The sequence below is a fragment of the Ochrobactrum sp. RH2CCR150 genome (assembly GCA_014138095.1).
Taxonomy (GTDB): Bacteria; Pseudomonadota; Alphaproteobacteria; order Rhizobiales; family Rhizobiaceae; genus Brucella; species Brucella gambitense.
In genome coordinates this window covers 35759-48584 of sequence record JACGXE010000020.1, presented here as the reverse complement: position 1 = coordinate 48584, position 12826 = coordinate 35759, and the positions used below count along the sequence as shown (strand labels likewise).

Sequence of the window (12826 nt, the reverse complement as noted above, 5' to 3'; positions counted from 1 at the left end):
CGTAAAAATAAATATTATTATTGATATTCAATTTAAAATATATGCATTAATGTCAACTTATACACAAGAGTGTCAAGAAAGCTTCAAGTAACTGAGAAAAGCCTGTTACATTTGAGGCCTATTCCCCGCCCTCAGTTTTAGTCTGGCTGCCGGATTTCCAGCAGCCGCTACGGATCGGGGAAAACATGCTTATCAACCGTCGTCACGCTTTGGGTCTCATGGGCGCTGCCGCTGGCACGTTCATCATGCCGGGGATCGTCCGAGCCAATCAGCGCCGCTCGGTCACCGTCGCCGTTCAGAAGATCACCAACAACAACACGCTGGACATCTGGAACGAACAGTCGAATGTCGGCGAGCGCGTTTTCTTCCCGAACCTGTGGGAAGGTCTGATCCTGCGTGACTGGATGGGCAATCAGGGTCCGGTTCCGGGCCTCGCCACCGAATGGAAGCGCCTCGACGACAAGACCATCGAGCTGAAGCTGCGTCAGGGCGTGAAGTTTCACAATGGCGATGAACTGACCGCCGAAGACGTGGTCTTCTCCTTCTCCGACGAGCGTCTTTTTGCTGGCACCGAGCCTGCTGGCGGCAAGACGCTTTATGAAGCGAATTTCAAACCGCAGACGGAAAAAGAACTGCCTGCCGCCATTCCTGGCGTTTCACGTCGTCTCTGGCCAGCGCTGCGCGGCGTCGAGGCCGTCGACAAATATACCGTCCGCTTCCACAATGCGACGCCGGACGTCACGCTTGAAGGCCGCCTCTATGCCTTTGGCTCGCAGATCGCCAACAAGCGCGCCTGGGATGAAGCCAAGTCCTATGCCGAATGGGCGCGCAAGCCGGTCACAACCGGGCCTTACAAGGTCGCCAGCTACAAGCCGGATGTGGAACTCGTGCTTGAAGCTCACGACGAGTATTGGGGCGGCCAGCCGCCTCTGCAGCAGATCCGCTTTGTGGAAGTACCGGAAGTTGCAAGCCGTGTGAACGGCCTCATCTCCGGCCAGTATGATTTTGCCTGCGATCTGCCGCCAGACCAGATCGGCACCGTGACTGCCAATCCGGGCCTCGAAATCCAGAGCTCGACCATCTGGAACCACCGCATCACCGTGTTCAACACGCAGAACGAAATCCTGCGTAATCCGCTCGTGCGCCGCGCCATGACCCATTCGATCGACCGTCAGGCGATTGTGGATGCGCTGTGGGCCGGTCAGACGGTTGTACCGGCCGGCATGCAGTTTGAAAGCTTCCGCACTTCCGACATGTTCATCGATGACTGGCAGCCGCCTAAATTCGATCCTGAACTGGCGCGCGATCTCTTGAAGCAGGCCAATTATAAGGGCGATGCTATCCGTTACCGCCTGCTGAACAACTACTACACCAACCAGACGCCGACGGCGCAGGTTCTGGTGGAAATGTGGAAGCAGGTCGGCCTGAATGTCGAGATCGAGATGAAGGAAAACTGGGCGCAGATCCACGATCCGGAAGGCATCAAGGGCGTTCGCGACTGGTCGGCATCCAACAACATCAACGATCCGATCACGCCGCTGGTGGTCCAGTTCGGCCCGAATGGTGAAGCGCAGCAGAAGAAGGACTGGTCGAACGACGAGGTCAACAAGCTGTCGGTCATCATGGAAACATCCACCGACCGCGACCAGCGCAAGAAGGCCATCAAGCGCATGCTGGAAATCTGCGAGCGCGAAGACCCGGCCTACAATGTTCTGCATCAGAATGCCGTGTTCACCGGCATGAAGAAGGAACTGAACTGGAAGGCCGCACCGGCATTCGCCATGGATTTCCGTTCCACCAACTGGAACGTCTGATCCGCTGATCAAGGCTGGCATTTCACAATGCCAGCCTTTTCATTCTCAATGAAATTGCATCGATAATCGCAAAAGACCGCGATTGACCGACAGAAAGGGACGACCGTGGCATTCGTCTCCATCCGGGACTTGAAGGTCTCTTTCAGCGGCGTACAGGTTCTGCACGGAATCGATCTAGACGTGGGCCGCGGTGAAACGCTGGGCCTCGTCGGTGAATCCGGCTGCGGAAAGTCCGTAACCTGGCTTGCAGCCCTTGGGCTTCTTCCCGGCAAGGCTTCTGTGTCAGGCTCGGTCAAGGTGGACGGTCAGGAACTGGTAGGCTCCACCCGCTCCGTCAAGGAAAGCGTTCGCGGCGGGCGTATCGCGATGATCTTTCAGGACCCGAGTTCGTCACTCAATCCTGTCAAGAAAGTCGGCCATCAGATCGTTGAATCCCTGTCGTTGCATCGCGGCCTGAAAGACAAGGCCGCGCGCAGCGAAGCCGTCCAGCTGATGGAACGCGTCGGTATCCCCGATGCGGCCCGTCGTTTCGATCTCTATCCGCATGAGTTTTCTGGCGGCCAGTGCCAGCGCCTGATGATTGCCATCGCGCTCGCCGGTCAACCGGACGTCCTCATCGCCGACGAACCCACCACCGCCCTTGATGTAACCATTCAGGCGCAAATTCTCGATCTTCTGGACCAGATTCGCCGCGAAACCGGTATGGCAGTGGTATTCATCAGCCACGATCTCGGCGCGGTCAGCCAGATATGCGAACGCGTTTGCGTCATGTATGCCGGGCGTATCGTTGAAAGCGGAACGACGGTCGAGCTGTTCGACCGACCGCAGCATCCCTATACGCGCGGATTGTTCGAAGCCATCCCGCGCCTTGACGGCGGGCGTGAGCGCCTGCGCGCCATTCCCGGCACTATACCCGATCCGCGCAATCTGCCGACCGGTTGCGCCTTCGCGCCACGCTGTGCGCAAACCAGCAAAACATGCACCACGGCGATGCCCGATTTGCAGATGCGAAACGGCCAGAAGGTCGCCTGTTTTCATCCCCATGCTGAAAGCGCGGCATCGCATGTCTATCACAGCCGCACAATCCCGACAGAAGGCGCTTTGGCATGAGTTTCCTGCTTGAAGCAAACAATCTGGTACGGGTTTACCGAAGCGACGGGCTCTTCAAGAAAGCCGATCCGGTCAAGGCGGTGGATGGCGTCAGCCTGCGCGTTCAGCCCGGCGAGACGCTGGGTATCGTCGGTGAATCCGGCTGTGGCAAATCCACGCTCGGACGCATGCTGCTTGGCATAGACGACGCCACCGAAGGCGAGGTTCTGTTCGACGGCAAGCCACTGCCACGCCGCCACACAGCCGGCTGGCGCAAGCTGCGGGCGCAGATGCAACTCGTCTTTCAGGACCCGCTGGCGGCGCTGGATCGCCGCCTGCCGATAGCGGCACAGATCGGCGAGCCGCTGCAAATTCATGGGATAGCTTCGGGCGCGGAACTGAAGGAACGTGTCGGCGAGCTGATGCAATCTGTCGGGCTGCGCTGCGATCAGGGCCAGCGCTATCCGCATGAATTGTCCGGCGGCCAGCGCCAGCGCGTTATCATTGCCCGCGCTCTCGCGACCAGCCCAAGGCTGCTTGTCTGCGACGAACCGGTTTCCGCGCTCGATGTTTCGATTCAGGCGCAGGTGGTCAATCTCCTGCGCGACCTTCAGGAAAAACACGGCATCGCCATGGTGTTCATCAGCCACGACTTGAAAGTCGTGCGCAATATCTGCGACCGCGTCGCCGTCATGTATCTCGGCAAGATCGTCGAAGAAGCAAGCTCCGGCGTGATCTTCGAAACGCCCCAGCACCCCTATACAAAGGCATTGGTATCTTCCGTTCCCATACCGGGCAAGAAATTCAACCAGCGCATGATCCTCAAGGGTGAACCGCCAAACCCCGCAAACCGCCCGAGCGGTTGTGTGTTTCACCCCCGGTGTCCGGTGGCGGGCTTTCAATGCCCGACGACGATGCCCGATCTGGAATCAACCGGCTTTGACCGGCGCACGGCTTGTCACTTCGTTGAGCCAGCAAAAAGCGCTGCGTGAGGCACCCATGATCACCTTCATAGCCTCCCGTCTTTTCCGCGCGCTGATCACCGTCTTTCTGGTGATGACCTTTGCCTTCGTGGTGCTGCGCATGTCCGGTGACCCGGCGCAGATCATGCTCGGCCCCGATGCGCCACAGGAATCCATCGATGCCTTCCGCAAGGCGTGGGGCCTTGATGACCCCATCTGGCTGCAATATCTGTCCTATCTCAAAGGCATATTGAGCTTCGATTTCGGCATCTCGATGCGCGACAAGGCGCCGGCTATCGATCTGGTGCTGCAACGTGTGCCCGCCACACTTCAGATCACCATTCCAGCGCTCATCATCAAACTTTGCCTCGGCATTCCGGCAGGCGTCTATGCGGCGCTGCATCGTCAGGGCATCGCTGACCGCGGCGTCATCACCCTGTCGATCCTCGGCTTCACCGTGCCGTCTTTCGTGCTCGGTCTGGTGCTGGTGCTGATCTTTTCGGTACAGCTTGGCGTGCTTCCATCCGGCGGCAGCGATACGTGGGTCCATGGCATTCTGCCGACCCTCACCATCGCGATTGGCGGCACTGCCATTCTCGCGCGCTTCTCGCGCTCGGCCATGATCGAAGTGCTGGGGCAGCCTTACATCCGCACGGCATCAGCCAAGGGCATCAGCTGGAACGATGTGGTGTGGAAACACACTTTGCCCAACGCCTCCGTGCCGATTGTCACCATCGTCGGCTTCATGGTCGGCGCATTGATTGCCGGGGCGGTGGTCGTCGAAACCATCTTCTCATGGCCCGGCATTGGCCGACTTCTGGTGGTGTCTGTCGCCAATCGAGACCTCGCCGTGGTGCAGTGCCTGCTGTTGATTATCGCAAGCTGCATGGTGATCTCCAATCTCGTTGTCGATGTGCTCTACGGCGTTCTCGACCCCCGCCTGCGCGCCAAAGCCGCGCATTGAGGACACTATAATGACCGATACCGCTCTTAACCCAAGCCCCACCGTCAAGGCGCCCGCGCTCATCACGCGCCTGCGCACCACCATGCCAATGAGCGTCGCCTTTGCCTGTTTCTGGCTGGCGCTGATGCTGTTCGTCGTGATCTTTGCCGACTATCTGCGGCCCTATTCCATCACCAAGATGGACCTGATGGCGCGGCTTGTCCCGGTGGGATCGCCCGGACACTGGCTCGGCACAGATGAGTTGGGCCGCGATGTTTATTCGCGTCTGATCCAGTCGATTCGCGTCTCGCTGGTGATTGCCTTTGGCGCAACGATCCTTTCTGCCGTCTTCGGCACCTTGCTGGGCTTTCTAGCAGCCCGTTTTCGCGGCTGGATCGAGCACATCGTGTTGATGCTGGCCGACTTTCAGGCCGCCCTGCCCTTTATGGTGCTGGCGCTCGCGGTGCTCGCTTTCTTCGGCAATTCCATGCCGCTGCTGATCGGCCTGATGGGTTTCTACGGCTGGGAGCGTTATGCCCGTATCGCGCGCGGACTTGCCATTTCCGCCGGAGCGCAAGGCTATGCCAGCGCTGTGGTGCAGCTGGGGGCAACACCGTTCCGTGTCTATTTCCGTCATATCCTGCCCAATGTCGCCTCGACGCTGATCGTCTCCATGACACTGACATTTCCGGAAATCATCCTGATGGAATCCGGCCTTTCCTTCCTCGGTCTCGGCGTTCAGCCGCCGGAATCGTCGCTTGGCAACATGGTCGGCTTTGCGCGCGAATATCTGACACGTGCGCCGTGGATAATGCTGGCTCCGGCACTGGTGATCGTTCTGACCACCCTCTCCATTTCGCTTCTGGGTGACTGGCTTCGCGACAAGCTCGACCCAACCGTTCAGTAAGGACACAAGACATGAAAAAGATCATGGCCCATCGTGGCGCTCGCAACCTGTGGGCGGAAAACTCGCTCACCGGCTTTCGCAATGTTCTCGACCTCGACATCGACAGCGTGGAGTTCGACCTTCACCTGACCGATGCCGGTCAGATACTCGTCATTCATGACGCCTCGCTCGACCGTACCACCACGGGTTCCGGTGACGTTCGCATGCTCGACGATGCCGGTCGTCGTTCGGTGCGCTTGAAAGACGAACAGGGCACGGTTACTGCCGATCACATCCCCACCTTCGAGGAAGTGCTCGATGTCTTCGCCACACGGCCGGACGTGCTGCTTTATGTCGAACTCAAATCCGGCTCCGACGGCAAGCCCTATGAGGGCCTCGTGGAAAAGGCCGTGGAAATCATCCGCGCACGCAACATTGGCGACCATGTCGTGCTGCACTCCTTCGACCGCAGCGTGGTTGAACATTGCGCCAAAATCGCGCCGGAAATCGATCGGCTCATTTCGCTCAATGCACAATGGGTGCAGCGCAATGGGGGGCTGGAAACCTTCTTCCGCAGCGTCGAACCTTTGGTCCGTTATGTCGGCGTGCACCACGAACTATTTGAAGCCGAATTCGACCACATCACGTCGCTGTTTCCCAAGGATCGCCTTGGCGTCTGGACGCTTAATGATCGCGCATTGATCGACCGCTGGATGGAGCGCGATGTCGCCTACATCACCTCCGACAGTCCTGATCTGGTGATCGCATCGCGCCTGGCACTGGCTGAAGCCGCAGCCTGACACATATCACCTGAACAACGGTTTTGCCTGCACATCAATCCGGAGGCGAGGCAGGGCCGCTCTATCCCTATGGCTTCCGGTCAATCCAGGAAATTGATTATGTCCGACCTGCCGCTTCTCGGCGCAGCCGTGCCGCTGTCTTATCTCGAAGAAAATCTCGATTTCATCCTGTCGGAAAACCGCGATCTGGAGATACAGGACTTTGTCCATGTTGCTCTCCTGAAAGCCGACTGGAAGACACCAGCAAGCCGCATCAAGACCCTGCTTGACGGCTATAAGGGCCGTCTTGGCATTCACGGTCCATTCTGGGGTCTCAACTTTTCCAATCAGGACGAAGACATTCGCAAGATCGTCACTGAGCGTTATCTTCAGGGACTGGAGGTCTGTGAATTCATCGGCGCAACGCAGATGGTGATCCACAGCCCCTATAATTTCTGGACCTATAATAATATCGACAATTTCCCGGAAAGCGGCCCGCAGATCGTGGACTATGCCCATGAAACGCTGGCGCCAGTCGTCAAGCGCGCCGAGGAAATCGGCTGCACGCTGGTGATCGAGAATATCGAGGACATCGACACCGACGCGCGCTGCCTGCTGGCAGATAGCTTCCAGTCGCCATCGGTCGCCGTTTCGGTCGATACCGGCCATGCCCATTTCACCTATGGCTCGCTTGGCGCGCATCCGGTCGATTATTTCATCCGCCGTGCGGGCAACCGCCTGCAGCATGTCCACCTGCAGGATGCCGATGGCCATGCCGATCGTCATTGGGGCATCGGCGAAGGCACCATCCGCTGGCATGGCGTTTTCGCCGCTCTGGCCCAGCTGGAAAGCAATCCGCGCCTGATCCTTGAGCTGCGCGACAAAAACAAGATCATGCCATCGGTCAAGTTCCTGCAGGACGCAGGTTTGGCACGGTAAGCATCATGATCGGAGCGCCGACCAATCGGCGCTCTGCTATTTCTAGAGCGGTTCCTGTTTGACGGAATCGTCGGAACCGCTCTAGGTTTTTGTTTTTACGCATTTCCGGACGCAAAACCGCTTCGCACTTTTGCTGGAAATGCTCTATTCGGCGGCGACTTGCGTTACCGGCCAGTTGCGGCCTGTATGATAGGCTGGCAGGCGTGCGCTCTTTCCGCTGATCTTTTCGCGCAGTGTCCCTTCGCGATATTCGGTCTGGATCAGGCCGCGCTGTTGCAGCACCGGCACCACGCCATCCACGAATTCCGGCCACCAGCCAAGCGTCGTCACCGGGACAATGTTGAAGCCATCGACACCCACATCGACATAGCGCTGGATCTCATCTGCCACCTGTTCCGGTGTACCCGCAAAACGGCCCGACACGGTTTCCTTGAGGAGATCGCCGAAGGTGACGATGCCGCTTGGTGCGGCCTGAATGAAGGCCCGCACATTGCCACGCACATAATTGGTCTCCAGAATTTCATCGAGCCGCCGCGTCGGATCGATGTCAGAGAGATCGACGCCCATGCCGCCACTCCAGAACGACTGCAGCGCTTCGATGCTCAACCATTCCTTCAGCTCACGGCGCTTGCGATGCGCCTCCTCTTCGGTCGCGCCGATCACCGGCGCCAGAGAAACGATGAATTTGAGGTCGTCCGGCTGGCGGCCAAAGGCGATGGCGCGGGCGCGTATATCCTCAATGTCCTGCCGTGCACCTTCCGGCGTCCGGGCAGGAATGAAGGTCGCTTCAGCATGCTTGGCTGCAAAATCGCGCCCAGCTTCCGATGCCCCTGCCTGAAACAGGAAGGGCGTGCGTTGCGGTGACGGCTCGACGATATGCGGACCCTCGACACGATAGCGCTCGCCCACATGATTGATCGTGTGCACTTTGGCCGGATCAGCATAAATCTCGCGCTCGGCATCGGCTTGCAGCGCATCGTCTTCCCAGCTGCTTTCCCACAGCTTGTAAACGACTTCGAGATACTCCTCGGCCCAGGCATAGCGGTCGTCGTGCTGCGGCAGCGCTTCCAGACCGTAATTGCGGGCGGCATTGTCGAGATAGGACGTGACGATGTTCCACGCGACACGACCATCGGTGAAGTGATCAAGCGTCGACATCTTGCGGGCAAAGCCGAAAGGATGCTCCTGCAAGACCGAACTTGTTACCGCAAAGCCGATATGTTTCGTGGCGGCGGCCAGCGCCGAAACGAGACTTGCCGGATCGTGGCTCGGAAACTGCATCGCCGTGCGGATCGAGGTTTCCTTTCCGCCGCGAAACTTGTCGTAAACACCGGCAACATCTGCCAGAAAAACCGCATCGAAGAAGCCGCGTTCGGCTTCCTGTGCAAGTTCGATCCAGGGCTGGAGCTTTTTGAAATCCACCTGATGACGGCCATTGGGATGCCGCCAATAGCCATGGCTGTGGTGGTTCGGTGTGACATGCGCGAAGGCGTTGTAGATGATCTTTTTCATGCTGCGTCCGCCTTTGCTAGTTGACGCTCTTCACCAGCCTGCGTGTTCTTTGCAGTACTGGCGCCCCAGATATTCTGCGGCCCATTGCCATTGACCACATAATCGCCGATTTGCCGCTCGCGATAGATCAGCGGATTGTGCGAGGAAATCGCCCGCGCATTGCGCCAGAGACGGTCCAGACCGCGCGACTTGCTGAGCGCCGATGCGCCAAGCCCGCCGAATAGCAAGGTCGTCGCGTCCAGAATCTGGGTGGCCGTCGCGACCTGCGCCTGAAACACTTCGACATCGAGCCGCACGCGATCGTCTTCCGTGGCTTCGCCCTTCAGCAGTCTTTCGAAGAACCGCTCAATCGTCGCCGTCGCGGTTATAGTGGCGACATTGGCGCCGTAGACCTTGGCAAAGACCGAGCCAACGACTTGCAGAATCTGCGGGTCTTCCCGCGCCGTATCGGCATTGCCATGGGCATAGGTGCGGCGGCGTTCAGCGATATAGGTGGCCGTCTCGCTCGCAGCTGCGCGTCCGATACCGGACAGTGTCGCCAGATGCGTCAGCTGATAGACAGCCGACAGATGTTCGGCCCGTGTAAGCGCCGAAACGAAATCCGCTTCGTCGAGCTTCACATGGTCGAAGATGGTAGTGCCGCTCGCCGTCAGCGCCTGACCGAAGCCATCCCAGTCATCGATGATGGTGAGCCCTTCTGCCTTGGTGGAAACGACGACTGTAACCCAAGCATCGTTTCGCCCCGCAGTGACGCCGATCCAATCCGCATAATAAGCACCGGTCGTATAGAACTTGCGCCCGTTAATTTCAGGGCCTTCCGGGCCATCGGTCACAACGGTTGCAAAGCTGCCGTGGCGGGAATCTCCCGGCTCCGTATGGGCTGGCGAGAACCAGTCACCATCACCGGCAAGCGTCAGCCAGCGTGCGCTCCAGGGGTTGGCCGGATCGGGCAGCAGTGTTTCGATGAAGCCGAAATGACCGCGCAAAATCTGAGCAAGATTGGAATCCGCCTCCGCCAGCTCGATCAGCAGCGCGAAAAGCGTGACAAGGCTTGCACCATAGCCGCCATGTTCGCGCGGAACACGGATCGCGCCGAACTTTTCAGCGCGCAGCCATTGCAGCTCTTCGACCGGCAGGATGCGGTTGCGATCCCGCTCTACCGCACCGGCGCGGATTTTTGCGAAGATCGGCCGGAACCGGGCTGCCAGCGTCTCGAATTGCGCATCCGGCACGTGCGGCCAGATTGGCTCCAGCGCCACCTGTTGGGACTGTGTCATGCTAACTCCTGTATTGCATTGAGGTGCGTGCCTTGGTCCGCAGGCTGCTGCACCCGGCGGATGGGCAGAACGGATTCGATAAGCTTGCGCGTGGATAGGTGCTTGCCGCTGGCAAAAAGGTCGACGGCGTCGAAGGTTTCCAATATCCGGCCTTGTTCCATCACCGCGACGCGGTCGCAGAGAAACTCGATAACCGGCAGGTTATGGCCGATGACGAGATAGGTCAGATTCAGGCTCTCTCTGAGATCGAGCAGCAGATTGAGAATCTGCGCCTGTATCGACACGTCGAGCGCCGATGTTGGTTCATCGAGAATGACGAATTCCGGATTGACGGCCAGCGCACGGGCAATGCCGATGCGCTGGCGCTGTCCCCCGGAGAACTCATGCGGATAACGATTGAGATGTTGCGCTCTGAGCCCCACGCGCTCCAGCGTTTCGGCGGCCTGCTCCAGCGCCTGCTTGCGGCTTTGCACCAGCTTGAGACGCAGCGGCGCGGCGATCAGCTGTTCGCCAACAGTCTTGCGCGGATTGAGGGATGCGGTGCTGTCCTGAAACACGAACTGGAACCGGCTGCGGAATCGGCGATTGGCCTCGGCGTCCAGCGTGCCGATATCCTCTCCCAGAAAGCGAATTGAACCACTGGTGACGGGGATAAGCTTGGCCGCAAGGCGCGCCAGTGTCGATTTGCCGGAACCGGATTCGCCGATGAGACCGAATATCTCGCCACGGCGCACATCGAGATTGGCATCGCGCACGGCAGGAATAGGCGCTGCCTTGCCGCCGAAGAACCCCGAATGGCTGGCGAACTCCTTGTGAATGCCTTCAAGGCTGAGCACCACCTCGTCGGAACGCACATGTGCTGCGCCATGATCGGCCCCGGCTGCGGTCGGCACGCCGATGCGGCGCGATGCAGACGGATTGGCGATTCGGTCACCAACGACCGGCACCGCATTGATGAGACGGCGCGTATAATCGTTCTGCGGCTCGGTCAGCAGTTGCGCCGTCGGCCCCTGCTCCACGATCTTGCCGGACTTCATCACGGCAACGCGCTGGCTGAGATAGGACACCACGCCAAAGTCATGGGTGATCATCAGGATCGCCGTACCGAACTCCCGGTTGATATCGAGAAGCAGATCGAGAATCTGTTTCTGGATCGTGGCATCGAGCGCAGTCGTCGGCTCGTCAGCAATCAGCAGCTTCGGATTGTTCATGATGGCAAGCGTGATCATCACACGCTGCCGCATGCCGCCGCTCAATTCATGCGGAAAAGAGCGCAGCACGCGCTCCGCATTGCGGATGCCGACCTTGTGCAGCCAGCCGAGCGCTTCTTCCCGCGCGGCACTGGCGCTCGATTGCTTGCGATAACGCAGGTTTTCTTCAAGCTGCTGGCCGATCCGGAATGAGGGATCGAGAGAGGTCAGCGGGTTCTGGAAGATCATGCTGACGCCTGCGCCGCGCACGCTGTTCAGCGCACGCTCGGAAAGATCAAGCAGTTCCTGCCCTTCAAAGCGGATGCTGCCGCCAAGCCGTGTGCTGCGCTGCGGCAGCAAGCCCATGATGGCCGAAGCCGTCACACTTTTGCCGGAACCGGATTCGCCCACAAGGGCCACGATCTCGCCCGGCTCGATCTGGAAGTCGATGTTTTCGACCGCCGTATCGTAACGGTCGCGATTGGCAAAGGCGACGGTAAGGCCTTTTACGTCCAGAAGCGTCATATCAGTTCTTTCCAGAAATTCGTCATCGGCGCGGATCGAGAAGATCGCGCAGGCCGTCGCCCAACCAATTGAAAGCCAGCGCCACAGCGACAATCACCAGAGCCGGAACGGTGGCCACATGCGCCGATCCAAGGATCAAGACCTTTGAGCCTTCCGACACCATGCGGCCCCAATCGGCTGTCGGCGGCTGCGTACCAAGACCAAGAAAGCTGAGCCCTGCCGAGAAGACGATCATGCCGCCAATCATCGTGGTGCCATAGACCAGTACCGAGGTTGCAACATTGGGCAAAATTTCACGGAACACGATTTCAAACTGCGATGCGCCCAGCGCCTGCGCCGCTTCAACATATTCCTTGTCGCGTTCCGCCCGCACTTCGGCATAGACGACGCGGGTGAGATAGGGTGTGGCGCTGAAGATGATGGTGAGACCGACAGTCCACAGGCCGGGGCCAAAGGCTGTTGCAAGGCCGATGGCGAGCAGCACCATCGGGAAGGCGAATGCCAGATCGATGACGCGCATGATGAAGGCCGCAAGCTTGCCACCCTTGTAACCCGCAGCAAGACCTAGCGCGATGCTCAGCAGCACCGCCGCCGCAACCGGCAGGACACTGACCAGCAGCGACGAGCGTCCGCCCCAGATCACCCGGCTCAGAATATCGCGGCCCTGCGCATCCACGCCGAGGATATGATCGGGCGTGCCAAGCGGTGCGAGACGCAGTGCCGCATCGGCGACATTGGGATCGTATGGTGCAATCCAGGGTGCTGCGACCGAGACCGCCACGACTGCAAGAATGAACACCAGACTGGCCAAGACCAGCTTGTCGCGTGTCAGGCGATGCCAGCGCAGTGATGCGGTTGAGCTGCCCAACTCGCGTGACAGGATGGTTTGCGTGGTTTCCACGATAGCCAT

At 59.2% G+C, this 12826-nt stretch carries 11 protein-coding genes; 7 read left to right on the top strand and 4 right to left on the bottom strand.

The window, feature by feature from the left end; all coding sequences use genetic code 11:
- Window positions 1-185 precede the first annotated feature (185 nt).
- The 7 genes from FHW03_RS23805 (at window position 186) to FHW03_RS23775 (ending at window position 7412) form a co-directional block, all read left to right on the top strand.
- Entirely contained in the window at window positions 186-1814 is a 1629-nt protein-coding gene (locus FHW03_RS23805; protein WP_182522917.1) for an ABC transporter substrate-binding protein, read from the top strand.
- 105 nt (window positions 1815-1919) lie between these two features.
- A complete protein-coding gene (locus tag FHW03_RS23800) occupies window positions 1920-2924 on the top strand; it encodes an ABC transporter ATP-binding protein (RefSeq protein ID WP_182522916.1) in 1005 nt (334 codons plus the stop codon).
- Window positions 2921-3895, top strand: coding sequence for an ABC transporter ATP-binding protein (locus FHW03_RS23795; RefSeq protein ID WP_182522915.1), 975 nt, complete (start codon window positions 2921-2923; stop codon window positions 3893-3895). The genes FHW03_RS23800 and FHW03_RS23795 overlap by 4 nt, the downstream gene beginning before the upstream one ends.
- 7 nt (window positions 3896-3902) lie before the next feature.
- On the top strand, window positions 3903-4829 hold the full coding sequence (locus FHW03_RS23790; RefSeq protein WP_182522914.1) for an ABC transporter permease: 927 nt from the start codon (window positions 3903-3905) through the stop codon (window positions 4827-4829).
- 10 nt (window positions 4830-4839) lie between these two features.
- Complete coding sequence (locus tag FHW03_RS23785; protein WP_182522913.1) at window positions 4840-5715, top strand: ABC transporter permease; 876 nt, start codon at window positions 4840-4842, stop codon at window positions 5713-5715.
- An 11-nt stretch (window positions 5716-5726) separates the two neighbouring features.
- Window positions 5727-6494, top strand: coding sequence for a glycerophosphodiester phosphodiesterase family protein (locus FHW03_RS23780; protein ID WP_182522912.1), 768 nt, complete (start codon window positions 5727-5729; stop codon window positions 6492-6494).
- 99 nt (window positions 6495-6593) lie between these two features.
- Entirely contained in the window at window positions 6594-7412 is an 819-nt protein-coding gene (locus tag FHW03_RS23775; RefSeq protein ID WP_138787042.1) for a sugar phosphate isomerase/epimerase, read from the top strand.
- A gap of 144 nt (window positions 7413-7556) precedes the next feature.
- Here the strand turns inward: FHW03_RS23775 and FHW03_RS23770 are convergent, their stop codons facing one another.
- From FHW03_RS23770 to FHW03_RS23755, 4 genes are read right to left on the bottom strand one after another with little or no spacing between them, the layout of a single operon-like run.
- Window positions 7557-8924, bottom strand: coding sequence for an LLM class flavin-dependent oxidoreductase (locus tag FHW03_RS23770; RefSeq protein ID WP_182522911.1), 1368 nt, complete (start codon window positions 8922-8924; stop codon window positions 7557-7559).
- Window positions 8921-10201, bottom strand: coding sequence for an acyl-CoA dehydrogenase (locus FHW03_RS23765; RefSeq protein WP_182522910.1), 1281 nt, complete (start codon window positions 10199-10201; stop codon window positions 8921-8923). The genes FHW03_RS23770 and FHW03_RS23765 overlap by 4 nt, the downstream gene beginning before the upstream one ends.
- Window positions 10198-12009: an ABC transporter ATP-binding protein gene (locus tag FHW03_RS23760; protein WP_182522909.1), complete on the bottom strand. Its 1812-nt coding sequence runs from the start codon at window positions 12007-12009 to the stop codon at window positions 10198-10200. The genes FHW03_RS23765 and FHW03_RS23760 overlap by 4 nt, the downstream gene beginning before the upstream one ends.
- On the bottom strand, window positions 11939-12826 hold the full coding sequence (locus tag FHW03_RS23755; RefSeq protein WP_182522908.1) for an ABC transporter permease: 888 nt from the start codon (window positions 12824-12826) through the stop codon (window positions 11939-11941). The genes FHW03_RS23760 and FHW03_RS23755 overlap by 71 nt, the downstream gene beginning before the upstream one ends.